Annotated in this window: 22 protein-coding genes; 11 read left to right on the top strand and 11 right to left on the bottom strand. The window is 59.8% G+C overall.

The window, feature by feature from the left end; translation table 11 throughout:
• Positions 1-40: 40 nt before the first annotated feature.
• From ABDK06_RS12560 to ABDK06_RS12540, 5 genes are all read right to left on the bottom strand, one after another.
• The gene (locus ABDK06_RS12560; RefSeq protein ID WP_394941522.1) at positions 41-1756 is read right to left on the bottom strand and encodes an MDR family MFS transporter; all 1716 of its coding nucleotides are present in this window, start codon (positions 1754-1756) and stop codon (positions 41-43) included.
• Complete coding sequence (locus ABDK06_RS12555) at positions 1753-2430, bottom strand: TetR/AcrR family transcriptional regulator (RefSeq protein ID WP_394941520.1); 678 nt, start codon at positions 2428-2430, stop codon at positions 1753-1755. Before ABDK06_RS12555 ends, ABDK06_RS12560 begins: the two co-directional genes overlap by 4 nt.
• Positions 2431-2609: 179 nt before the next feature.
• Positions 2610-4028 carry a class II fumarate hydratase gene (locus tag ABDK06_RS12550; RefSeq protein ID WP_394941518.1) on the bottom strand — a complete coding sequence of 473 codons (1419 nt, stop codon included), beginning with the start codon at positions 4026-4028 and terminating at the stop codon, positions 2610-2612.
• A gap of 71 nt (positions 4029-4099) precedes the next feature.
• Positions 4100-4711: a carbonic anhydrase gene (locus ABDK06_RS12545; RefSeq protein WP_394941516.1), complete on the bottom strand. Its 612-nt coding sequence runs from the start codon at positions 4709-4711 to the stop codon at positions 4100-4102.
• Positions 4708-5358, bottom strand: a complete 651-nt coding sequence (locus tag ABDK06_RS12540; protein ID WP_394941514.1) for a DUF4245 domain-containing protein — start codon at positions 5356-5358, stop codon at positions 4708-4710. Before ABDK06_RS12540 ends, ABDK06_RS12545 begins: the two co-directional genes overlap by 4 nt.
• A gap of 124 nt (positions 5359-5482) precedes the next feature.
• Between ABDK06_RS12540 and glpX the strand changes: the two genes are divergently transcribed.
• From glpX to ABDK06_RS12525, 3 genes are all read left to right on the top strand, one after another.
• Positions 5483-6532, top strand: a complete 1050-nt coding sequence (gene glpX / locus ABDK06_RS12535; protein ID WP_394941512.1) for a class II fructose-bisphosphatase — start codon at positions 5483-5485, stop codon at positions 6530-6532.
• 322 nt (positions 6533-6854) lie between these two features.
• Entirely contained in the window at positions 6855-7826 is a 972-nt protein-coding gene (locus ABDK06_RS12530) for an NBR1-Ig-like domain-containing protein (protein ID WP_394941510.1), read from the top strand.
• A gap of 144 nt (positions 7827-7970) precedes the next feature.
• The gene (locus tag ABDK06_RS12525) at positions 7971-8897 is read left to right on the top strand and encodes a lipid II:glycine glycyltransferase FemX (RefSeq protein WP_463401507.1); all 927 of its coding nucleotides are present in this window, start codon (positions 7971-7973) and stop codon (positions 8895-8897) included.
• Positions 8898-8899: 2 nt separating this feature from the next.
• On the opposite strand, the gene manA is transcribed toward ABDK06_RS12525, so the two are convergent.
• The 4 genes from manA to ABDK06_RS12505 are packed head-to-tail and all read right to left on the bottom strand — an operon-like array spanning position 8900 to position 13505.
• Positions 8900-10135, bottom strand: coding sequence for a mannose-6-phosphate isomerase, class I (gene manA, locus ABDK06_RS12520; RefSeq protein ID WP_394941506.1), 1236 nt, complete (start codon positions 10133-10135; stop codon positions 8900-8902).
• A 9-nt stretch (positions 10136-10144) separates the two neighbouring features.
• On the bottom strand, positions 10145-11737 hold the full coding sequence (locus tag ABDK06_RS12515) for an LCP family protein (RefSeq protein ID WP_394941504.1): 1593 nt from the start codon (positions 11735-11737) through the stop codon (positions 10145-10147).
• The gene (gene purE / locus ABDK06_RS12510; RefSeq protein WP_394941502.1) at positions 11734-12312 is read right to left on the bottom strand and encodes a 5-(carboxyamino)imidazole ribonucleotide mutase; all 579 of its coding nucleotides are present in this window, start codon (positions 12310-12312) and stop codon (positions 11734-11736) included. The genes ABDK06_RS12515 and purE overlap by 4 nt, the downstream gene beginning before the upstream one ends.
• Positions 12312-13505 carry a 5-(carboxyamino)imidazole ribonucleotide synthase gene (locus ABDK06_RS12505; RefSeq protein WP_394941500.1) on the bottom strand — a complete coding sequence of 398 codons (1194 nt, stop codon included), beginning with the start codon at positions 13503-13505 and terminating at the stop codon, positions 12312-12314. Before ABDK06_RS12505 ends, purE begins: the two co-directional genes overlap by 1 nt.
• 270 nt (positions 13506-13775) lie before the next feature.
• On the opposite strand from ABDK06_RS12505, the gene ABDK06_RS12500 reads away from it, so the two are divergent.
• Positions 13776-14081, top strand: coding sequence for a DUF6355 family natural product biosynthesis protein (locus ABDK06_RS12500; RefSeq protein ID WP_394941498.1), 306 nt, complete (start codon positions 13776-13778; stop codon positions 14079-14081).
• A gap of 225 nt (positions 14082-14306) precedes the next feature.
• Positions 14307-14813 carry a GtrA family protein gene (locus ABDK06_RS12495; RefSeq protein WP_394941938.1) on the top strand — a complete coding sequence of 169 codons (507 nt, stop codon included), beginning with the start codon at positions 14307-14309 and terminating at the stop codon, positions 14811-14813.
• A 35-nt stretch (positions 14814-14848) separates the two neighbouring features.
• Here ABDK06_RS12495 and ABDK06_RS12490 read toward each other — a convergent pair whose 3' ends face one another.
• Positions 14849-15550: a TIGR03089 family protein gene (locus ABDK06_RS12490; protein WP_394941496.1), complete on the bottom strand. Its 702-nt coding sequence runs from the start codon at positions 15548-15550 to the stop codon at positions 14849-14851.
• A gap of 452 nt (positions 15551-16002) precedes the next feature.
• Between ABDK06_RS12490 and ABDK06_RS12485 the strand changes: the two genes are divergently transcribed.
• Genes ABDK06_RS12485 through ABDK06_RS12475 form a run of 3 tightly spaced genes read left to right on the top strand, consistent with a single transcriptional unit; the run spans position 16003 to position 21603 of the window.
• Positions 16003-16590, top strand: a complete 588-nt coding sequence (locus ABDK06_RS12485; RefSeq protein ID WP_394941494.1) for a WhiB family transcriptional regulator — start codon at positions 16003-16005, stop codon at positions 16588-16590.
• Positions 16591-16619: 29 nt separating this feature from the next.
• Entirely contained in the window at positions 16620-19931 is a 3312-nt protein-coding gene (locus ABDK06_RS12480; RefSeq protein ID WP_394941492.1) for a glycosyltransferase, read from the top strand.
• The gene (locus ABDK06_RS12475; RefSeq protein ID WP_394941490.1) at positions 19918-21603 is read left to right on the top strand and encodes a DUF5719 family protein; all 1686 of its coding nucleotides are present in this window, start codon (positions 19918-19920) and stop codon (positions 21601-21603) included. The genes ABDK06_RS12480 and ABDK06_RS12475 overlap by 14 nt, the downstream gene beginning before the upstream one ends.
• Before the next feature lie 44 nt (positions 21604-21647).
• On the opposite strand, the gene ABDK06_RS12470 is transcribed toward ABDK06_RS12475, so the two are convergent.
• On the bottom strand, positions 21648-22160 hold the full coding sequence (locus ABDK06_RS12470; RefSeq protein WP_394941488.1) for a metallopeptidase family protein: 513 nt from the start codon (positions 22158-22160) through the stop codon (positions 21648-21650).
• A 110-nt stretch (positions 22161-22270) separates the two neighbouring features.
• On the opposite strand from ABDK06_RS12470, the gene ABDK06_RS12465 reads away from it, so the two are divergent.
• From ABDK06_RS12465 to ahcY, 3 genes are read left to right on the top strand one after another with little or no spacing between them, the layout of a single operon-like run.
• The gene (locus tag ABDK06_RS12465) at positions 22271-22675 is read left to right on the top strand and encodes a DUF3499 domain-containing protein (protein WP_394941486.1); all 405 of its coding nucleotides are present in this window, start codon (positions 22271-22273) and stop codon (positions 22673-22675) included.
• Between the two features lie 22 nt (positions 22676-22697).
• Positions 22698-22901, top strand: a complete 204-nt coding sequence (locus ABDK06_RS12460) for a Trm112 family protein (protein WP_394941484.1) — start codon at positions 22698-22700, stop codon at positions 22899-22901.
• A 9-nt stretch (positions 22902-22910) separates the two neighbouring features.
• Positions 22911-24377, top strand: coding sequence for an adenosylhomocysteinase (ahcY, locus tag ABDK06_RS12455; protein WP_394941482.1), 1467 nt, complete (start codon positions 22911-22913; stop codon positions 24375-24377).
• Positions 24378-24403: the final 26 nt, after the last annotated feature.

Genomic DNA, 24403 nt, shown 5'->3' with positions numbered 1-24403 from the left:
CCTCGCCGGGAGCACGCCAGCTGCAACAGCGCTTCTTGGTCTAGCGCTTAGTGGTATCCGATGAACCGGAGCTAGTCTCGTCGCCCGCCGAGCCGGAGCCCGTTAGGACACTTGAATCGCCGGGATTGCTGCTCGCGATGCCGGCCTTTTGCGCGTTGAGCTCAGCTTCCAGACGCTCTGCTTCTTCGCCTGAAATCGCCTCACCACGGGCCTCCATGCCGGAGGTGTCGGAGAGCGGGATCTGCTTGACTAACACGGCGAGTACCGCGGCGATCGCGATGAACGGGATCAAGTACCAGAACACCGGGGCCAACGACGTCGCATAGGCATCCACGATGGAATCCCTGATCCCCTGGGGGAACGAAGACAGCTTCTCCGGATCCAAGGTCGCCGCAGCTTCAGAAGGATTGGCTCCCGGAACCCCAGCGAAGACCTTGCCCAGCGATTCGCTCAACCGGGACGTGAAGATCGTGCCGAACACGGCAACACCGAGCGAGGCGCCTACCTCACGGAAATAGTTATTGGTACTGGTCGCGGTGCCGACTTGATCTGCCGGTACAGCGTTCTGCGCCACCATCACGATCACCTGCATGATGAAGCCGAGACCGGCTCCGAGCACGAAGAGCTGGATGCAGATCACCCAGAGCGGCGTGCTCGCGGTCAACGTAGTCAAGCTGAAGAGCGCGACCAAGGTAACTAGTGTGCCGATGATCGGATAGATCTTGTATTTGCCGGTGCGGGTAATGGCGATACCGGAGAAGATGGAGGTCAGGAAGACACCGCCCATCATCGGCAGCATCAGCAAACCCGAGGTCGCGGCTGAGGCCCCGGAGGACATCTGCAGGAAGGTCGGGATGAAGGCCAGTGCCGAGAACATGCCCAGGCCCAAGGTGAAACCGATTGCAGTGACATTGATGAAGATCTTGTTGGTGAACAGGCTCAGCGGGATCACCGGATCCTCGGCCTTGCGCTCTGCCAGGACGAAGAGCACAGCAGCGATGATCAGACCGGCTCCCCACGCCCAGGTGAGCATGCCATCCCAGCCGTAGAGATTCTCGCCTGGTTTGTCGTTCTTTCCGCCGAAATCGGTGAAGAAGATCAAGGAGGCAGTGGCGATGGAGAGCAGCACGACGCCGAGCACATCGATTCGTTTCTCCGCCTTCTTGCTTGGCAGCTGAAGCGCAAACAAAGTGATCAGGAAAGCAGCGATGCCGACCGGGATGTTGATGTAGAAAGCCCATTCCCAGGTCAGGTGATCAACGAAGTAGCCACCCAGCAGCGGGCCAGCGACCGCGGAGAGGCCGAAGATGGCGCCCAGCGGGCCCATGTACTTGCCGCGTTCTTTGGCCGGGACGATATCGGCGATAATCGCCTGCGAGAGGATCATCAAACCGCCGCCGCCAAGACCTTGGAAGGCACGGAAAACCACGAACATCCAGAAATCGGTGGCGAATGCACAGCCGACCGAGGCCAGCGTGAAAAGCGCGATCGCTATCAGGAATAGATTTCTACGACCCAGCACGTCACCGAATTTGCCGTAGATCGGCATCACGATGGTGGTAGCCAGCAGATAGGCGGTGGTGATCCAGGCCTGGTTCTCGACGCCGCCTAGCTTGCCGACAATGGTCGGCATTTCGGTGGAGACGATGGTTTGGTCGAGGCTGGACAGCAGCATTCCGGCGATCAGCGCGCCGAAGATAGTCCAGATTCTCTTTTTTGTCAGGAGCAGTGGCTTGCCCTTTTCGAGAGTATTCATTCCTGTCCTTCATTCTTCAGTACGGAATTATGGAAGATTTCCTGGGCAATACATAAATAGCGTCGCATAACTTGCGCTAAATCAACAGGATTTCCTTGTTCTAGCGATTCTTCGGTAGCTCGACGTGCCAAAGAGACAATGATCAGGGTCAACATCTGGACGCCGTGATGTTCCGGACTCACCCTTTCCCGTTCGGCTATCATCTCGCGGAGGCCCCTTTCGAGAAATTCAAGATTCTGAAGCGACCTGGTGAGTAAATTTTTATCGCTCACCACAGCTTCAATGAATTTCTCGGTGCGCCGGTGCACACTCGGTTGCAACTCCGAGGCTTTTTCGAATAACCAGAGCAAATCTTCCAGGAGAGACGCTGAAAAGTGTTCTCCAATTTCCTTTGGTCCGCGGGCGATGAATTCAGCGCGCAAGGTTTCTGGAAACTCTCCGCCGTCCCAACCGAGAACGGCATCCTCTTTGCTGGCGTAGTAATTGAAAAAGGTGCGCCGGGAAACCCCAACTTGCTCACAGAGCTGCTCGATGGTGAAGTTATGGAACCCCAGAGACAATGTCAGTTCGAGTGCGGCTTCCGCGATTGCCGAGCGGGTGGCGTGCTTTTTACGGTCGCGCAAACTCGGTTCCGCGACCGCGGAATTAACTGAAATTTTTGCACTATCGCCCATGGAGTAAATTTTTGCACTTAGGGTTTCAAAGTGCAAAATGTTTGAGGGTGATCTTGATCACAGCGAAGCGTTCACGTCTGAAGAGGAGTGCTCTTAAAGGGAGCAGGGCTGGTGGCCTCCGCTCTCCGGAGGCGACCAGCCCTTGCTGTCGGTTCCCTGTTTTCAGGGACGGACTACCGCTACTGGGGAGGACGAGTCATGGAGAGCACATCGAGTGCACTATCCAGTTGCGCCTCAGTGAGTTCTCCTCGCTCCAGATATCCCAGGGCGATCACGGCCTCCCTGACGGTCAAGCCTTCAGCGACCGCCTTTTTAGCGATCTTCGCGGCGTTCTCATAGCCGATGAACTTGTTCAGCGGGGTCACGATGGACGGCGAAGCTTCAGCCAGGAAGCGTGCTCGTTCCACATTGGCGGTGATCCCATCGACCATCTTGTCCGCCATCACCCGAGCCGTATTGGTCAGCAGACGGATCGACTGCAGCAGATTGGCGGCCATCACCGGAATGCCGACATTGAGTTCGAAGGCGCCGTTGGTGGACGAGAGCGCAATGGTCGTGTCATTGCCGATCACCTGAGCGCAGACCATGATGGACGCTTCGCAGATCACCGGATTGACCTTGCCCGGCATAATCGAAGAGCCCGGTTGCAGATCCGGAATGGCGATCTCACCCAGGCCAGTGTTCGGGCCGGAGCCAAGCCAGCGCAGGTCGTTGTTGATCTTCATGAGCGAGTAGGCAATATTGCGCAGCTGACCGGAGGCCTCGATCAGGCCATCACGGTTCGCCTGAGCCTCGAAATGATCGCGGGCTTCGGTCAGCGGCAAACCGGTGTCCTGAGCCAGGAGCGCTATCACTCGCTGTGGGAAGCCGGCCGGAGTGTTGATCCCGGTGCCTACAGCGGTGCCACCCAAGGGGACTTCGGCGACGCGCGGCAGCGAGGATTCAACGCGTTCGACGCCGTAGCGCACCTGCGCGGCATAGCCGCCGAATTCCTGTCCCAGGGTTACCGGGGTGGCATCCATCAAGTGAGTCCGCCCGGATTTGACCACTTCCTTGAATTCTTCTGCCTTGCGTCCCAGCGAGGCCGCCAGGTAGTCCAAGGCGGGAATCAGGTCATTGACCAGCGCCGAGGTGGCGGCGACATGGACCGACGTCGGGAAGACGTCATTGGAGGATTGCGAGGCATTGACATGGTCGTTGGGGTGCACCGTGGTTTCGCTGCCCGCTGCCTGCAATGCGCGATTAGCCAGTGCGGCGAGCACCTCATTGGTGTTCATATTCGAGGAGGTCCCCGAACCGGTTTGGAAGACATCGATGGGGAAGTCGCCGTCGTACTTGCCGCTGATCACCTCATCAGCGGCGGCTGCAATGGCCCGCGCGCGCTCGTCGTCGAGCACACCCAATTCAGCATTCGCCAGTGCTGCCGCTTTCTTGATTCTGGCCAGAGCTTCGATATGGGCGCGTTCCAGGGTGTTTCCCGAGATCGGGAAGTTTTCCACGGCGCGTTGCGTCTGTGCGCCGTAAAGGGCGTTGACCGGAACCCGGACCTCACCCATCGTGTCGTGTTCGATCCGGAATTCTGGGTCAGTCTGCGTCATGCCTCTAGATTATCCGGGTGCTTAGCTGTGAACAATTTCTGGCCTGGACTCATCCTCGGGCCGGACTGCCCCTAAAGCGTCCCCAGGCTGTTCACGAGTTCCGCTCGGCCCTCTTCCAGCCGATAGGCGAGGCCGAGCACGGCAACCTCATGCCGGTCGATCGCCTCAGCGACGGTGCGCGAGGTCTCCACCAGCCGAGCAGTGGTCTGCTTGATGTGCTCCACCATGTAGTCATTGACGTCCTGACCGCCGTCCCGCTGAGAGGCCAGCACCGAGGGGGTGATCCGCTCCACCAGGTTGCGCAGATAGCCGTGAGGCATCTCACCGGAATCTACCGCTTCTTTGGTGGCGGCCACCGCGCCGCAGTTATCGTGCCCGAGCACCACGATGAGCGGAACCCCGAGCACTGAGATGGAGTACTCGATGGAGCCCAGCACGGCCAAATCGATGACCTGGCCCGCGGTGCGGACCACGAAGGCATCGCCGAGGCCGAGGTCGAAGATGATCTCGGCGGCGAGCCGGGAGTCAGAGCAACCGAAGATCACCGCAAAGGGGTTCTGCTGCTTCACCAGGGACTCACGATGTGCCGCGTCCTGGTTGGGGTGCTGCGAGTTCCCGTTGATGAACCGCTGATTCCCGTCCCGGAGTTTTGTCCAGGCGTCTTGCGGACTGAGCTTGCTCATCGCCCACCGGCCTCGGGAAGGGCTTTGACCACGGAGAGCGCGAGAGCGTCCAGATCGGTCAGTGGCACCGCGCCATTGCTGAACTCGCCACGCAGCACCACGGTGGTGGCCGCGGTGAGGATGAGTGAGGTGGAGGTTCCGGGCTTATCCCGCAGTTCCCAGTTGCTGCCGCTCTCGGTGCGCTCCCCGGTGACAGCGGCGTTATCGGTGCGGCCGGCCAGCCAGGTGGGATTGGGCTGGGCGGTCTGAGTCAACGCGATGAACTGCTGGGAAGGAGTGACATAGCCGATCTCCCAGAAGGCCACCCCATCGCTGCCAGCCTTGTTCCAGCGTGCGTAGTTGACGGACCAGCCGTCAGGGAGCTGGGGAGCCGCGGGGGTGAACCCGGCAACCCCTTTGGCATCGTTGGCCGCCGCGGTGACGTCCACATCGGGCCGGTAGCTCTGTCCATTGGGCTTGGCGGTGAAGAAAGCCAGCGGAAGGGCGAGCACCAGGCAGAGCAACACGGCGACGAGCATCCCGATCACTGTCGCATTGGCCCGCTTCGCGGCTGCCGGTTGCAGCAAAATAGGCGAGGCGCCGTCGTACGGACCGGGATCGGCCTGGCCGGATTCCACCGGCTCGGTGCGCTGCGATGCTTCGTTCATGGTTCTATGATCTCGCACTCTGCCCGTAGAACACCATTTGAGGCGTGCATCACAGTGGTTCTCTGGGCGATGCCGCCAAACTATGCTTGGAAATGACATGACCGCTCAATGATGAGGATCCATCGTGCCCGAGACTAAATTTTCCGCCCTCCCAGACGACGCCAAGTACTCGACGCTGTCCTCAGCGCTGGCCGTGGGCGACGACGAGCCGGACCGCAATCTTGCGCTCGAACTGGTGCGGGTGACCGAAGCCGCCGCGATCGCCGGAGGGCACTGGGTCGGTTTTGGCGATAAGAACAAAGCCGATGGCGCTGCGGTGGACGCGATGCGCTCCTTTCTGCACACCGTGCACTTCAACGGCGTTGTGGTGATCGGCGAAGGTGAAAAAGACGAAGCCCCGATGCTCTTCAACGGCGAACGAGTGGGGGATGGCACCGGTCCGGAGGTCGATGTGGCGGTCGATCCGATCGACGGCACCCGGCTGACCGCACTCGGTATCAACAATGCCTTGGCCGTGCTGGCGGTGGCGGAACGCGGCACCATGTTCGATCCCTCAGCGGTGTTCTACATGGAGAAACTGGTCACCGGCCCGGAAGCCGCGGATATGGTGGATTTGAGACTTCCGGTGAAGCAGAATCTGCACCTGATCGCCAAGGCCAAGGGCGTCAAGGTCAACCAGCTGAACGTCATGGTGCTGGATCGTGACAGGCACAAGCCGCTGGTCGAGGAGATCAGAGCAGCTGGTGCCCGGACCAGGTTCATTATGGACGGCGACGTCGCCGGTGCTATAGCCGCCGCTCGTTCGAACACCGGGGTCGACGCGCTGATGGGCATCGGCGGCACGCCCGAGGGGATTGTCGCAGCTTGCGCCATCAAAGCCCTGGGCGGCGTCATTCAGGGGCGGCTGTGGCCCACTTCGGACGAGGAGAAGCAGAAGGCGCTCGACGCCGGACACGATCTGGATCGAGTGCTCTCCACCAATGACCTGGTGACCAGCGATAACTGTTACTTTGCCGCCACCGGTATTACTGACGGAGATTTATTGCGCGGAGTTCGCTATACAAAAGACCGGGTTGTCACTCAGTCGATTGTGATGCGCTCTAAATCCGGGACCGTCCGGTTCGTGGACGCCGAGCATCACGCGAATAAATGGGAGTCCTACGCTCGGCGATAGGAATTGATTTTCCCGACGAGTGTCAGTTTCCAGTATATAAATTCATGAAATCATTTTAGAGTTTCAGAAATGTATAACTTTTGAAGATCCACCAGTTATCCGAGCATCTGCTGGATCTGGTATCCGTCAAAAGGCAATCGTCTTCGTATGTATTTCCCCAATTTATAGGTGATGGCAGGTGTGTTCTGCCTGTGGTAGCTTCTTGACTGGAAGTACCATCGGAAGTAACTGAAGATCTTTCAGGAAACCGTTTACACGGTGTGCTGGTCGAGAGACTGATGCGGTAGACAGATCAGCTAAGTGGTGGAAGGGGGATGCCTGGATGGAAGCTCTGCTGCTTGAGTCCTGCCTCGAGGAAATCTTCTGTCGGTTTGCGCCCAACCAGCGAGTACCCAGCTTGCGCGTTGAAACCTGCCCCGGCTTGACGAAGCTGGCTGGAGACCTCTTCGGTGTGCAAGGTGAGGCAACCGATCACGATATAAATAAATTAGTTTTTTGCTTCGTGAGATTTTATGAGATTTCGCTTGACGACCGTGAGGAAAAGGCTCGGGCTAGGGCTGCACTTGCTTTCATGTTTTGTCACTACACACCCAACGAGCGGGATTATTTTCTCATCAAGAGGGGCAATCCTCGCCTCAAGGGCACCAGCACGGATACCAAGCAAGTGCGAGACACCTGGGCCTTTATGACCTACAAGCGTACTTTGATGTTTGATGCTGAAGAGAGCTACACCGCGAAGCCTGGGCAGACCATGCGGACGTCGTTCAAAGAGGCATTACTGCGGGCCGTTCGACATTCTTTCGAGCAGAGCGAAGCTTTCCGCGAAGAGGCTTCAAAGATGCAACAAGAACTGAGTAGTGCCAGGTTGCTGATGGTGCCTAAGCCACTGGGCCCCTCTGAAAACACCGTGTTTGAAGATGGCAAAGTAGACGTATCCCAGTTTATTTCTGAGACGATCCCTGACGGCAGCATTTTTCCTTTCGGAGCAACTTTCATTAAGACCTGGACGATCAAGAACGCGGGGAATGTGCCTTGGATCAATCGTTCGGTCAAGCGAATGGTGCCGAATACGCCTACTATGCCCTACACGCAAGAACTGATCCCTGTTCCGACGACCTTTCCAGGTGAATTCGCGACGGTCAGCGTTGAAGTGACCACGAGTCGATATCCAAGTTTTGCTGAGATTCGATTCAAGATGGTGGACGAGCGAGGGGAGCTGTGTTTTCCGCATTATCATCCGTATGGCTTGGTACTGAGTATTGAAACCCAGCACCTGATGTGGGATGACCGCTAGGTACGGCAGAGCGGCTAGGGCGTCTGATGACCCTGTTGAGAACGCTAGGCTTAAGCCATGACATCAACCACTTTGCTTGAGGTTAAGCCTTGCCTGGATCGTAATGAATGGGATGCCGCGGTCAATGCACACGGCGGGCACCCTATGCAGCTCTGGGGCTGGGGAGAATCCAAAGCTCAGCACGGCTGGAGCGCAGAGCGGTTGCTTGTTCTTGACGGTGAAACGCTCATCGGCTCGGCCCAGGTGCTTTATCGAACCCTGCCTTTACCTTTTCGCGCGCTCGCCTATATTCCCAGAGGGCCGCAAGCTGCGGAAAATCGTCTGACTGAAGTGCTTCCGGAAGTTGCAGAGGCGGTTAAACGACGTAAAGCAGTGGTGCTGACGGCTGATCCAGACTGGGACTTCACTGATCCTCGCACCTCCATGCTGAGTGCTGCTGGGTGGCGAGAAGCTGCTACCGAGATCCTGATTCCACGCACCCTGATTCTTGATTTGACCCGTAGCGATGACGAATTGTTCGCTGCGATGACAAAGAAAACCCGGCAGTATATCCGCAAGTCGGGAAGGGAAGACATCGAATTCAAGCGGGTTGGCGAAGCCGAGTTACAGGGATGCTTGGAAGTATATCGGCAGACTGCTGAACGTGCGGGGTTCGGCATCCATCAAGACGATTATTATCGGGATATCTTCAAGAATCTCGGTGAGCAGTCGCCGGTTTTCGCTGCTCTTCACGGGCAAGAGGTACTCGCTTTCCTCTGGCTGGCATGCAGCGAGACCACGGCTTTCGAACTCTACGGTGGAATGACCGATAAAGGTTCGCAGTTGCGTGCCAATTACGCCCTGAAGTGGATGGCGATTCAGACCATGCGCGAGCGGGGCATTACCCGTTACGATTTCAATGGCTTGCTTAACGACGGGGTCTCGCAATTCAAATTTGGTTTCGCAAGCCATGAGAACCTGCTGGCAGGAAGCTGGGATAAGCCGCTTTCGCCGATCTATTCGCTCTATTCCAAGGCCTTGCCGCTTGGCCGGAAGATATTGAGACGGGTTCGGTCCCTGGTTAAACGCTGAACTTATGCCCCCAGATTGGTGGTGACGGCGAACGCCGTGCAGCCCGTGCTGGAATGCACCATCACGGGGGCCTCCACCGCCGGAATGAAGGCGCTCTCACCGCGAACCAGGCTGAGGTCTCCCTGCGGAGAATCGAGCACCGCGGTTCCCGCTGTCACCAGGATGAGCGCAGCACCGTTTTGGGCCAGCGCGGTGGGTTCCGCCGCTGCCTCAATCACTATGCGCTGAAGCTGGAACTCGGAGAAACCGGGGAGATAGAGTTCTTGCCCGAGTTCGGTCTCCGTGGCTGTTACGGTGGGTACTGGAAGCTCCCGGAAATCGATGGTCCGAAGCAGTTCTGGAACATCCACGAACTTCGGCGTCAATCCGCCGCGCAGCACATTATCTGAACTGGCCATCACCTCGATGCCCAGGCCGTGGAGATAGGCGTGCACATTTCCAGCTGGCATCGCCAGGCTCTCGCCGGGCTCCAGATGAACCCGGTTGAGCAGCAGGGAGATCAGCGCGCCAATGTCTCCGGGGAACTGCGAATTCAGCTCTACCACGGTCGCAAACGCTTGCTGGAAGGGCTCCGTCGAGGGCTCCGAGTCGAGTAGAGCGACTACCGAAAGCAGCGCGGACTTCGCCTGTTCGCCGCCGGTGATCAGCAATTCAAAGGCCCGCCGAAGGGCCGCTGAACTTTCACTGCTTTCGAGAGCTGCGCAAACCTCGCGGAGTAGCACGGGAAACTCGGTGTTAGCGGCTTGTGCTCGCTGTTCCAGCTGACGGAAGATCGCTAGTGATTCAGCGGCGGCTCGGAATCCGCAGAGTGCTTCGAACGGGGTGAGGGCGAAAATCATCTCGGGCTTGTGATTATCGTCTTTGTAATTACGATGGTCCGCTTCACGAGGCACCCCGGCGTCGTCCTCAGCCTTGAATCCTGCGGCGGCCTGCGCCAAGGTCGGATGGACCTGCAATGAGAGCGCTTTCTGGGCCGCTAGGACTTTCATCAGGAAGGGCAACCGGTCACCGAAGGCCTGGCGTGAGGCAGCGCCCAGCGCCTGCTCGGGCTGCTCGGAGATCAACTGGTCCAATGACTCCTCTCGGCCCGCGATCGAGACCCGCGAAGGTGCACCTGGGTGAGCGCCGATCCACAACTCTGCTTCGGGACCGCCCGAAGGTTCGCGGCCCAGTAGCTCGGCGATCGCCGTTGTGGAGCCCCAGGCATAGGGGCGAAGCACAGTATTGAGTTTGTACATAGGAACTCCTTAGCCAGGGGTGCAGTTACCGTTATTGGACAGCAAGCTGATCAACTCAGCCTCGTTTCCATTGACCGCAAGCTGTTGCAGATATTCTTTGGTCACCGGCGGAGTCTGAGAGCTCGGCGGCTGCGGCGGCTGATTCTGCTGGGTGGATTGTGCGGGAGGCTTATCCGCGGTCCCGGGTTGCGCGGGAGTTTGAGGGGTGCTCGGAGGCGCCGCCGTCTTACCCGAGATGAGATCCTTGACTCTCTGATGGATCACCTCGAAGTCAGGCCGGGTGGAGAAGTCGATGCCAAAATCCGGTGGACCCAGGGTCAGCCGGTCGAGCGGGTATCCCTTGGCTTTGATCGCCAGGTCGAGGAAGCTGCCCAATTGCTGTTGCGGGATATCGGATTCGACGAGCTTCGAACCGGCATTGGCGATGGCATCGAATTTGGTCAGTACGGTGGTCGGATCCATCTGCTTCAAGATGGCTTGCTGGATGCACTGCTGCCGCTGGCTGCGCGCATAGTCATTGACCCATTCACGGGAACGGGCGTACCACAGTGCCTGCTCGCCATTGAGGGTTTGCAGCCCCGGCGCGATCCAGCCCTCGGGTGGCAGATGACCGCCGTCGGCAGTTGCCGCGCCGCTGATCGGCACCCAGCCGCCAGCATTGATCTTCACTCCGCCGAGTGCGTCGATGAGCTGTGAGAAACCGCCCATATCAATCAGCAAGTAGCCCTGGATGGTCAGCCCGAGGGTGCCTCCTGCTGCCTCCATCATGGCCTGGGCGCCCGGATCCGCCACCCCCGGGTAGAGCTTGGAGTACTTCTCTGTCACCTCGGTGTAAAGGAAGTTGATGATGCAGTCGTCACCGCAGTCATAGCCATCAGGGTAGATCTGACGCATCGGGGACTTCGGACTGAACTGAGCATTCTGGAAGTTACGCGGAATCGAGATGGTGACAGCCTGGCCGGTCTTCGCGTCTACGCTGATCACGATAATGCTATCCGGGCGTCGCCCTACCCGGTCCGCACCGGCGTCGCCACCCATCACCAAGAAGTTGTAGCGGCCGTCTACCGGCTCCATGGCCGGCCCATTGGCGCTGAAGATATTGCCGATCGCGTTCCGGCCCGAATTGACCAGCCACGCCGCATAGCCCAGGCCTCCCGAGGTGATCACCATCAGGACGACGACGAGCGCGGGGACGACCGCTTTGAGACCCGGGGCGAGCATCACCGGACGAATGATCCTGAGGGTGTCGATGAAGATCCAAGCCCAGCCGATCGCCACCACGATCAACAGGCCGATCAACATCAGCGAGACGAAGGGGTTGGTCAGCAGATTGATCAGTTCCGCGCGATTGACCAGGAAGAATATCACCGTGAGGATCAACAAGGCCCAGATGATGAAGGTCACTCGCAGGGTGATTCTGCCGAGTTTCCGGTTCCCCGCCACTACCTGGGCGCTTCCCGGCACGAAAAGGCTCATCACCAGTAAGAGGAACGCACGTTTGGAGCGCATGGGTGCATTCGCCGACTGCGGGTAGCGTACCGGGTTGGTCAGTACCGCGGGTCGGTTCGAAGGCTTCGACGTATTCGGTGAAGAAAAACTCATAGGCCGCGCTCCGCCTGAAGGCTGAGCGCGGTCGGAAAGGCCTCGGTAGCCTTCCGCCGGAGAGTAGCCCCTTTATCGCTGGCCTGCTGATTGAGCGTGGTCGCGAAGCTGCTGAGTGCTTCCCTGAGCCGCTGTGCCAGCGGATCAGTGCCGCTCGCCAGGATCCTGACGGCCAGCAGCCCCGCGTTCTTCGCGCCACCGATGGAAACCGTGGCCACCGGAACACCAGCCGGCATCTGCACGATGGAGAGCAGTGAATCCAGGCCATCCAAGGTTTTCAGCGGTACCGGAACGCCGATCACCGGCAAGCTGGTGACTGAGGCGAGCATCCCGGGCAGGTGGGCGGCGCCGCCCGCACCCGCAATCAGCACACGCAGGCCTCGGTCAGCAGCGGTACGACCGTACTCGATCATTTCCAGCGGCATCCGGTGCGCTGACACGACGTCCGCCTCGAACGGAATGCCGAAGGAATCCAAAGCTTCGGCCGCGGCTTGCATCACTGGCCAATCAGAATCGGATCCCATCACCAAGCCCACTAGAGGCTGATTGGCTGAGCTTGTTTCCCGCTGACTCATCACTGGCCTTCCTGCTCTGCTTGCTGGCGTGTTTTCACTACGGCACCGCCATCTCGAAGGATCCCGGCGGCACGAGCCGCACGTTCCCGTTGCGCGTCCAGTGTTTCATTCTCGGCGGCAAGAGCGTTGATATGCCCGATCTTGCGACCCGGACGTACCGCTTTTCCGTATAAATGGACTTTGACGGCGGGTTCTGCGGAGAGCGCCGCGGAGAACTCCGCGGCCAAATCCTGATTCGAGCCGCCGAGGATATTTTTCATCACGGTGCGGCGCAGCAGCTCCGGATCGCCCAGCGGCAGGTCCGCTACCGCGCGCAAGTGCTGCTCGAATTGCCCGGTCAAGGCGCCGTCCATACTCCAATGGCCCGAGTTGTGCGGGCGCATCGCCAGCTCATTGATCAGGAAGCCAGGGCCGCGGCCCGGCGTTTCGAAGAGTTCCACCGCCATCACGCCGGTCACTCCGAGTTCTTGAGCGATTCGCAAAGCGGCTTCCTGGGCGGCGAGCGAAACCTCTGAGATGAGTTCTGGAGCAGGGGCAATTACCTCATCGCAGACGCCATCTGCCTGATTCGACTGCACCACGGCCCAGGCGCTGGTCTCCCCAGAGGGGCGCCGGGAGACCAGCGCCGAGAGCTCCCGGCTGAAATCCACTTTTTCTTCCACCAGCAAGGGACTCATGGCCCCGAACCAGTCACTGGCTGCGATGGCTTCTTCCGGATTGCGTAAAACTCTGACGCCCTTGCCGTCGTAGCCTCCGCGCGGTGTCTTGAGCACCACGGGCCAGCCGTGTTCTTCAGCGAACTGGATCAGCTGATCGGGAGAATGCACCGCGGCCCACTCCGGATTCGGTAAACCGAGCTGCTGGATGATGCCGCGCATAGCAAGCTTGTCCTGGGCGTATTGCAGGGCCTCCGGGGAGGGCTGCACATTCACGCCTTCTGAGATCAGCGTTCGCAGGTGCTCGGTCGGCACATGTTCATGGTCGAAAGTCAGCACATCCACGCCTTGGGCGAAGGAGCGCAGAGCGTCAAGATCCAGGTAATCGCCGATCGGTGCTGTTCGCACCGCGGCCACCGCGGAAACCTCGGGCCCTTCGGCGAGTACCCGAAGTTCAAGGCCGAGTTCGACGGCGGCTGGAACCATCATTCGGGCGAGCTGGCCGCCGCCCACAACACCGATCACTGGAAAAGTCACAAGGTCAAGAGTACCGATTGAGTATGGCAGAAGCCCTATTCTGCGGTGGCAAATGGCCAAGCTGTGTGGTTTTCACAGTGCACGAAGCGGTTCAACAGCATTCAACTTCCTGGGAGTCCCGGAAACTGATAGACATTCGGGGGCTGAATGGAAGGACTTGTCGATAATTTAATCTACAGAATTGAGTATTTGACGAATCTTGTCAGAGCCGTATGGTTTGGTTTCTCTGTTGCCTCAATCATGAGGTGAAGATCTGATGAAGGGGAACATATGAGCTTGAAACGAACTGCAACAACCGTACTGGCAGCAGCTGTGCTTGGATCGGGGCTGCTGGTGGGTACTGCACAGATGTCGGCAGCAGTGCCAGCTGCCGCCCAGAGATGTGGTTTTTACATGGACGGAATTATTGCCGTGTACAACCACTGTCAAAACAACACAGTCAAGATTCAGATCGATCACATCATTGGTAATGAGACCAAGTGCCTTGGTCCGGGAATCCACGATATTGGAACTAACGTGCCCGGCGCGGCACCTTGGGATTGGGTCACGAACGCCTTCGCCATTGGCTACTGCTGAGTCTCGCTTAGCGCTGACTGCGGGATCAATGACGTGTTGTAGCTGCCGGTCATGACTAAGTGCCCGGTCTGTGCATCTGATAATGCACCAGCTGCCTGAGATGCACGGGCTGGGCACGGCTCATGGGCGGGGGTAGTAAGATGGGCAGTTGGTCTATGGGCCACTGCTTATTTCTGACCTGGACACCAGATCGATGTGTTCATGCACTAAATACCCTGGAGGAATATCGTGAAGTCGATATTGCAGCGAGCCCGCGGCCTGGTTCAACTGCTTTGGCGCGAGGTTGCCAAATTTGGCATCGTTGGCGCGATTGGCTTCGTCATTGATAGCGCGATCTTTATCTGGCTTTTCAGCGGACCGATGCACGGTAGTGAGGTGTGGGCCAAAGCGATAGCAACCATCGTTGCGAGTATCTTCTCCTGGGTTGCAAATCGTTTTTGGACCTTCCGGCATCGCAAACAGGCGAATCCGGTGCGTGAGGCAATTATGTTCGCTGTGATGAACGTTGTTGGGCTGTTAATCGCATCGGGATGTGTTTGGTTCGCTAAATACGTTCTGGATCTAAACGACAAGACTTCGCTCTTCATCGCAGGAAGTGTTGTGGGGTTGATCCTTGGGACTTTATTCAGGTTTTTCGCCTACCGTTTCTGGGTATTCAACGCTGAGCTTGATGCGGAGCCCGAGTATCAGCATGATCATGAAATTATCGAAAACTCAAAGCAGGCACACTAGTTCTCGACTTGTTCGGTCGCTGAAGCTGACGTCAATCAGAGCTGAACCGCTCCCTCCATGGACAGCATCCTTTCGGTGATCAGTTCCGCCTGCTCTGCGAGTACCACCGAACCGCCGCTCTGCCAGCTAGCCAGTGCCTGACGCACTACTTTCGCTAGACCGTGCTCAGCGTTCAAGCAGATTCGCGCGGGCTCCGCAGTGATTTTTCCTAGCAACTCTTCGGTTAATTGCGGCAACCGTGCATACTGCTCGCTGTAATCAGCGAACTCGAGGGCCAATTGATGCTGGTCGGGGTCCGAGAACCTCTCAAAGGCATCGGCGAACATTCTCACTTCCGCCGCGTAGTCCTGGGCTTGCGCGGGTAGTTCGCCCTCCCATTGCAGGGCAAGGGCGCCAAGAGCGACAGCTATCGTCGGACCGGTGGCACTGCCGATCTGCTCCGGCTCCGAACTCGCCAGAAGGTCACCGGGCTGCTGATCGCTCACGGTTCCTCCGCAGCCCAGCGCGCCGAGCACGAGGCACAGCGATTTCCAATGCGCCGGCAGCGCAACCCGCAGCACCGAGTCCGGACCGAAATCGAACTCTTCCGTGAGGAAATTCGAGGTTTTGGCGACCCAGTTATCCAACACCTTTCCGGAGAGCTCGATGCGTGCACCATCGGTTCCGTACCAAGTGAGTCTCGGCGAACCAGGGGACTCAGTGCGAAAGCGGTTCAGCATGATATCGAGGGGGTTCATCTATCTCCAAGGTGACGGACGGTGGTTACCGTTGTGGCTGGATCTAGTGAGTTTAACCCGCGGAGTGCCCGCACTGGTTCGCGTAGCTCAGCGGAACCTGTAGCTAGGCCCTTTGAATGAGCGTTTCACCGGGGTGGAGCAGTTTGGCCCATCGAAACCCTGTTTTCAGTGGGGATAGGTGCTCGGCAACGGGTAACAGTCGCCTTAAAAGATTTCTCGAGCTGAAGGACTAACCAGATTTCCTCAACACGCCTGAACTGATCATAAAATCCCGGGCGTGGCGTATCTGAGAATTACCTCCGAAGCTGGCTAAAATTCCTGCCTTGCACTTGACGGGCATCGTATTACACCGTTGTAATTAGAAGACGAAAGCCGCAGCAAACCAACTTGCAACAGCGATTCAATCCAGCAAGACCAAAGCAATACGCTGCGGTACGACCAGGAGGACCAGCATGGGACACGCCGAGCGTAGTGCAAGCACTGCGGAAGGACGGGATCAGGCGTTCGACGACGAATCCGCGATTGCCGCCCAGGCAGCCTCGGTCTACCGGTCACGCGGTGTTCCCAGTGACTGGTACGTCGATCCGGCTGATCCGGAGGCCGCCGAGCGCTACCGGGCCGCCGAGCAAGACTCACTGGAAGACGCCGCGACGGCCTTCCTCGCCGAGCATGAAGCTCTCGCCGGAGGGGGCGCATCCGCCGAGGAGCTCTGGGAAGCGGAGTCCGGGCTGGACCTCAGCCGCCCCGCACCCGCCACCGAAAGCCAGGCCATCTGGATCGGCCTGCCGGGCATCTCGGTCGGCGACCCAGCCGACGAAGGGGAACTCGGTTGGCAGACCGATGCACTGTGCGCGCAGACTGATCCAGAAGCCTTCTTCCCCGAGAAGGGCGGCTCCACGCGGGACGCGAAAAAAGTTTGCGGTTCTTGCAATGTCCGGGCGCAGTGCCTGGAATACGCTTTGTCCAACGATGAAAGATTTGGCATCTGGGGCGGACTCTCGGAACGAGAGCGTCGTCGGTTACGGAAGCGAGCGGTCTAATTTCTGACTCGATCCGCGTCACAGCCGTTGTGGTCTCCCACAACGGCTCTGCGTATTTACCCCGGACGTTAGAAGCCCTGAAAGCTCAAAGCCGAGCCATCGACCGGGTCATCGCTATTGACGCCGGTTCCAGGGACGCCTCGGCTTCGCTGCTCAGGGATTCCCTGGGGGAGGGTCAGGTTCTGGTCCTCGGAAACCGGGAAGTCAGCGGTTTCGGCACAGCGGTCAATGCTGGATTAGAGAAACTGTCCCGCGCGAGTGATTCCCCGGAAACCGAATTCCTCTGGCTGCTGCATGATGATTCGGCTCCCGAACCTCAGGCTCTCGGGGAGCTGCTGAAGGCCGTCGAGCGAGCCCCTTCGGTGACCATTGCCGGTTGTAAACAACTGGACTGGGACGATCAACGAAGCTTGATCGACGTCGGTCTGAGCACCTCGCACTGGGGCGAGCGGCTCACCATGATCGAGCACGATGAGCAGGATCAAGGACAATACGATGGCCGCAGCGATATGTTCGCCGTCAACTCAGCGGGCATGCTGGTGCGGCGAGACGTCTGGATTGCGCTCGGTGGCTTCGATCCGGCTCTGCCGGGGGTGGGCGATGATATCGACCTGTGCTGGCGTAATCGCCTAGCTGGGCATCGCGTGGTGGTGGTTCCCAGTGCGCGGATGCTGCACGTCAGGAATCGTCCGGGCGATAACAACACTCTGCAGGCGGCGCGTAAATCGGAAATCCATCTCCGTCTCAAACACGCACGTTGGTGGCAGGTGCCTTTCCTCTGGCTCGGTGCCTTGCTCGGCGGACTTTACCGGCTATTCGCCGGGTTCCTCTTCAAGGACCCGGGTCACGGCTTCCGCCAGCTCAGCGCCACAGTGGCCGCGCTCTTCAGGCCTGGAGCGTTTTTTCGCGGGCGTGCCGTGGCGAATCGAACGCGCAGGGTATCGCGATCAGTCATCCACGGTCTGCAAATCAGCAGTTCAGATGTACGAAGCTATCGTCGGGCGCTGCTGGAATCGTTGACCGGGGCCGGCCAGGATGAAGACGATCCTCTGGAAACCAGCGAATACATTCCTTCCGGCGATGCCAACGACGACTTCGCCGCGCTGACCACTTCGAGAAGGCTCTGGGTAGGCGCAGGCGCGGTAGCCGCCGTCATTCTGCTGGCCGCAGTCGCTGCGGTCGCTCTCGTCAAGTTCATCGGAGCTGAGGCGCTCAGCGGCGGCGCGCTGCTGCCGCTTTCGAGCAGTTTGACTGAGATCTGGCACCATGCCACGAGTTGGTGGGTCAGCCTGGGCGCGGGCTGGCCGGGGCACGGCGAACCTTTTGACCTGGTGTTGTGGATCCTGGGGGTCCTCGGTTTCGGTAATGGTTCCGCGGCAGTGGTCTGGCTCATCCTGCTGGCTTTGCCGCTCGCCGGGCTGGGGGCGTGGCTGTGCGCCGGGGCGCTCTCCAAAAGCCGCTGGCCGCGTTTCCTGGCCGCACTGATCTGGGCCGGGGTTCCAGTTTTCCTGCTCTCACTCAACGAGGGCCGGCTGGGGGCGCTGATCGCGCATCTGCTGATCCCTTGGGTCTTCCTGGGTTTCATCAGGGCGATGGGCGCAGCGCGCGCCAGGTACACCTCTGAGTCAGCTGCCGATGTTGTTCTGCCGCTCACCAAAGCCGGGGTGCAGGCCCGGGTTTCCTGGACAGCTGCCGCGGCTGCGGGACTGGGGCTGGCGATCGTAACCGCGAGTGCACCGAGTTTACTGCCGCTCGCCGTCATACTGGTGATCCTGCTGATGGTCTTCGGCGGCAGACGGGCCCGCACCCTGTGGTGGACCCTGCTGCCCAGTGCTGTTCTCTTCCTGCCTTTTATTCTGTCTACCTTGGATCGTCCCCGCGCTATTCTGAGCGATCCGGGTGTGCCGCTGAGCTTCCGCAACGCACCGAGCTGGTTGCAGATATTGGGTCAGCCAGAGAACATCGAGCAGAATTCAGTGCTCGCCGGGGTGAATTGGCTCAGCCCTGGGTTCCCGTGGGCCTGGCTCTTCGCTCTGGTGGTCGGTGCTCCGTTGGTATTGCTCGCGGTAGCGGCACTGGTCTGGCCGAAGCATCGGCCGGTCACGGTTCGAGTGCTCTGGCTAGTGGCTCTGCTGGCGCTTGCCCTCGGCTACGCCAGTGGGATGATCGGCACCGCTCTGGGCTCGGGTGAGCTGGTCACCCCTTACAGTGGCCCCGCGGTGTCGGTGGCGATTTTTGCGCTTTTGGCAGCAGCGGTAGTTGGTCTGGATGGTGTGCAACGCTGGAGATCAGCGGACGGCGTGAAGGGCCGGGGGTTGCCCCGAGCGGTCGCCGGAGTACTCACTGTGCTCTTGCTGCTCTCTCCGCTGCTTTCGCTCGGTCTGTGGACCGTGCAGAATCTCAACGGTTCAACTTCGCTGCAAGCGGGTAGTGCGCATAGCCTGCCGGCGACCGCGACCGATCGAGGTCTTGGCCCTGATCAAAGCCGTTCGCTGGTGATCTCCGTCAGTGACGACGGCGGTTTTTCCGCGACCTTGATGCGCGGCGGTGGAACCACTCTGGACGCGCTCTCCACGATCGCTGAAGCCCAGGGGATCAGCGGCCTGCCGACCGCTGAGAGTATTGCCAAGGATGATCCAGTCAATGCTGCGGTACGAAGTGCGGTTGCGGCCATCGTCGCCGGGACGGGCGTCAATCCGGTACCCCAACTCAATAGCCTCGGCGTCGGGTATGTGGTGCTGCGCAATGGCGACACCTCCGCTGAACTGCTCGCGAGCCAGATCGATGCGGTTCCTGGATTGGCCGCGGTCGGCCCGACGGATCAGGGCTGGCTCTGGCGAGTGCCTCCCGTGGTGGTGAAAACAGATACCACGGGGAACTCCAGCACTACGCCGGATACCGTGGGCCGGGTGCGCATCGATGATGGAAAGGGCGGCACGCTGAGGTATCTGCCCTCGAATTTCGAGAAGGTGGATACCACGCTGGCTGAGGGAGCTGAAGGGCGCTTACTCGTCCTGGCCGAGCGTTCTGATCCCGGCTGGAGTGCTTCGCTGAATGGACAGAAACTCACTGCTGTTCCGGCGCCAGCCGGTTCGGAATGGGCCCAGGCCTTCCAATTACCCGCCACCGGCGGTCAACTGGAGGTTCACTATGAGCAGCCCTGGGCTCTCTGGTGGGCGGTGGCCCAGCTCGCGGTGCTCGCGGTAACCTTGCTGCTTGCCATCCCGATGCCCGCTGGTCGGGGGCGGGCGAGCCAGGCTCGTGCCCTGAGATTGGCGGCTTCCCGTCAGCGACCCGGCCGGGAAAATGCTGCCACGGAGGACGACGATGAATCGCTCTGAGACTAATGATCATTCCGAGGTGAAAGATCCCGAGACGAAAGCCACTGAAGCCAAGGCCACTGAGACCACAGGCAAGAGGCGACAAGCCAAGAAAGCTGGGGCAGTTGCCGCCTGGGGAGTCGTTAGCGGGGCTGGCATCACACTGGTCGCAGCAGTTTTGGTGGCGGCGGGCAGTGTGTTTCCCGGACCGGCCGCTGCTAAGCCCTTTGACGTGCAGTCCGCTCAGTTACCGGCCGGTCAGACCGTGACGAATTGCGTGGGCCCGGCCCAGTTATTGCAAAGTTCCGGCGCTGGCACGGATCCCCAGTTCTCTCCCGCTTCCTCTACCTCCAGTAATCAGATCTCCGCCTTGGTGCTCAGTGACGATCAATCGACACTCCCCACTAGCTCCCTGGTGAGCTTGAGCCCGGAGGCTTCCCCGCTCGCCAAAATCTCCAGCCAGCCCAATGCCACTCCCAGTCCGACCCCCGGTGCGGCTCCCTCGCTCGGAAAGGCCGCCGGGCTGCCGGCGAAGAATGTGGCTGTCCCCTCAGTGCTCAGGGCAGATCCGGTCAATGATCGGAGAACCCCGGCCGGTGCGGTACAGGTCTTCAGCGCGCAGGACGGCGATTTGCAAGGTCTGGCGGGCAGCAGCTGTCAGGCTCCCTCGAATGATCTGTGGTTGGTGGGCGCAAGCACCGAAGTCGGGCGCACCGCGATTCTGAATATTTCGAACTCCTCTGCCACTCCGGCAACCATCAATCTGGATCTTTACGGGGCTTCCGGCCAGGTTCAGAGCCCTGGGGCTCGAGGTCTCCTGGTGGCACCCGGAACCAATAGGGCGATCGTGCTGGCTGGGCTGGCGCCGGGGCAGAAAGAGCTCGCGGTGCATCTGCGTTCCACGGGCGGCCCGGTGGCTGCCGTGATCCAGCAGTCTGTGCTGCGCGGGCTCACCTCCGGTGGGGTGGAGAATCTGAGCCCGGCAGCGGCCCCGAACCAGCGGCAAGTGATCACCGGCATTCAGGCCTTGGACCCTGCACTGGCGAGTAAGATAGCGGGCCAATCGGGTTATCAAGATGCCCAGAGCACTCTTCAGGTGGCGGTACCGGGTGGTAGCGACACGGTCGTCCAGGTCAAGGTGTACGGGCAGGGCGGGCCGGTCGCGCTGCCTAATGGTGGTGTTTTCACGGCCAAAGCAGGATCTGTTACGGAGCTGCCTTTGAGCGGTTTACCGGCGGGCAATTACACAGTCGATCTGAACGCGGACGCCCAGATGACCGCATCGGTCCGCAGCGTCCGCGGCAGCAAGACCGGCGAGGCCATCGACCTGGCCAGTTCCGCTGCCGCAGCCAAGATCACCGACAGCCAAGTCATCGTGCTGCCCTCCGGGGCAGCTAGCAAGCTGAGCTTCAGCGCTCCCGGTGGAGCGGCCAAGCTGGCACTCACCCCGATCCTGCGCAATGGCGGAATACTGGCCGCGAAAAGCCTCGATGTGAAGGCCGGCACCACCGTCATGGTCGATCCGGCGCAGCTGGCCGGTCCAGGCGTCGCCGGGTTCTTGGTTTCGGCCAACGGTGATGCGGTGTACGGTGCGCAAGTGGTCACTCAGGCCGGAGGAAATGGACTGGCGATCATCGGCATCCCGCGCAGTGTGGTGAACCAGCCGAGTATGCAGATCGCCCTGGGATACTGATTCTTTCGGGCTAAGATCCGTCGCCGTTGCAGCACGGACATCGTTTAGAAGCGCCGCATCCTGCCATAACTGGGGTCAACGGCTTCCGGGCTGAGATTCAGGTAACCGGCCACCTGCTCGACGACGGCGTCGTGAACTACTTCTCTGAGTTCTTCCTCGGTTTCAGTGTTTTGCAGAATGGGCCTGCGATACACCGTGATGGTGGCCGGTTCCCGGTCCTGTGCCGGACGGAAAGCCGCCAAAGGAGGAGCCTCGCCGAGCAGCATCAGGGTCTCCAGATCACCGGGGATCTCTTCCACGGCGAACTGCAAACGGTCCATCGCGGCACCCCAGATGTCTTCCAGACGGTCCGCTGATTCACCGACCAGATCGTCGAATCGTTCAGATCTGCTGCGCGCTCCGGGCAACGGTGGCAAGAGCAACTGCCCTCTCAGCCCGCGACCGTGCCGATCACGATGCCGGGCCCGGAAAGCCCTGCGTCCGGCCGCCTTCGGAGCCTCGTCGAGAGGCGACGTTGAGAGCCGGATCTGCCATCCTTCAACTCGCGCGAACTGCATATTTAGATGCTAGTCCCAATCGTTCTTTTCGGTCGACTTTGAGTACGGCGCGTGCCGTTGAACTCAACGTGCCCGGACAACCGGCCATCAGGAGGGTAGGCTACATATTCGTGGGAAAGATGCGTCAGTGTTCACGTTCCGGTTGCCAGCGATCCGCGGTGGCCACGCTGACTTATGTCTACGCTGATTCCACCGTGGTGCTCGGCCCATTAGCCACCTACGCGGAACCGCATAGTTACGATTTGTGTGCTCTGCACGCTGAGCGACTCACCGCTCCACGTGGCTGGGAAGTGCTCCGCTTGGCGCTGCCGGATACCCCGCCTCCGCCGAACCCCGATGATCTTTTGGCCCTCGCTGACGCGGTTCGAGAGGCCGCTGCCGCGCCGGAAGATGAGGGACCGAGTGCGGGTATAGCGCAGCGTGGTATCCGGACGCCCCTGGAGTCACCCACCGAACGCGGTGGAGCCCCCAGCCACGCCAGCAGGCGCGGGCACCTGAGGATTCTTCGGGACTGAACGAAGGCAGTAGGCTAGAAAAATGTCCTATCTGCAAAGTAGTTTGCTGAGCATTCTCCGTTGCCCGGTGAGCGGTGGTCGCTTACACCAGGAAAACGACGAATTGGTGAGCGATACCCCCGATGCAGCCGGTCAACTGCTGAGGTATCCGATTCAAGAAGGCATCGCCAACTTGCTACCCGCAGAACACCGTTCAATCCCACACCGTGATGGCGAAAGCGCCTGAGGAGTTCTTGTGTCCTTTGATTACAAAATTGCCGATATTTCCTTAGCGGAAGCAGGTCGGCACCAAATTCGGCTCGCTGAGCACGAGATGCCTGGCCTGATGGCGCTTCGAGCGGAATTCGGCGAGATTAAGCCGCTCAAGGGCGCGCGAATCGCCGGTTCACTGCATATGACCGTGCAGACCGCCGTGCTGATCGAGACTCTGGTCGCGTTGGGCGCTGAGGTGCGCTGGGCCTCCTGCAATATTTTCTCAACCCAGGACGAGGCGGCTGCCGCCGTCGTCGTAGGTCAAGGCACCGTGGAGAACCCCGCCGGCGTGCCGGTCTTCGCTTGGAAGGGCGAGACCCTCGAAGAGTACTGGTGGACCGCTGACCAGATCCTGAGCTGGCCAGGAGCCGCTGAGAATCCTGAACTCGGCCCGAATATGATCCTCGACGATGGCGGGGACGCTACCATGCTGGTGCATAAGGGCGTGGAATTCGAGGCGGCCGGTTGGATTCCCTCCGATGCCGAGGACGACTCCGAAGAGTGGCTGATCTTCCTGCAGCGATTGCGCACAGCTCGTGCTGAGGACCCGCAGAAATGGACCAAGATCGCGGCGCAGATTCAGGGCGTCACGGAGGAGACCACCACCGGGGTGCACCGGCTGTACCAGCTGGCGGAGCAGGGCAAGCTGCTGTTCCCCGCGATCAACGTCAATGACTCGGTGACCAAGAGCAAGTTCGACAATAAGTACGGCATCCGGCACTCGCTTCCCGATGGCCTGAACCGGGCGACCGACGTGCTGATCGGCGGCAAGGTCGCCGTCGTCTGCGGTTATGGCGACGTCGGAAAGGGCGCCGCGGAAGCCCTCCGCGGCCAGGGTGCACGAGTGATCGTCACCGAGATCGACCCGATCTGCGCTTTGCAGGCAGCCATGGACGGCTACCAGGTGGCCAAGCTCGATTCGGTGATCGACCAGGGCGATATCTTCATCACCACCACGGGCAATAAGGATGTCATCATGGCTGATCAGATGCTCGCCATGAAGAACAAGGCCATTGTGGGCAATATCGGTCATTTCGACAATGAAATCGATATGGCTGGTCTGGGCCGGGTGACCGGGGTGCGCAAGACCGAGATCAAGCCGCAGGTGCACGAATGGGTTTTCGACGCCGGGCAGCCCGAGGAGCGTTCCATCATCGTGCTCTCCGAGGGGCGACTGCTCAATTTGGGCAATGCCACCGGACACCCCTCCTTTGTGATGAGCAATTCCTTCACCAACCAGACCATGGCGCAGATCGAGCTCTTCACCAAGCACGGTGAAGACGAGTATGAGAATCAGGTTTATGTGCTGCCCAAGATCCTGGACGAGAAGGTGGCCCGCCTGCACCTGGACGCACTCGGTGCCGAGCTCAGCGAACTGAGCAAGGAACAGGCCGAGTACCTCGATATCGACGTCGCGGGGCCCTATAAGCCCGAGCAGTACCGGTACTGATATTTCACAGGGTTTTGTTGCCCTAC

Source organism: Psychromicrobium ferritrahens, from assembly GCF_043789415.1.
Lineage (GTDB): Bacteria > Actinomycetota > Actinomycetes > Actinomycetales > Micrococcaceae > Renibacterium.
Note: the sequence above shows the minus strand (reverse complement) of the source record. Positions and strands in the feature narration are given on the sequence as shown.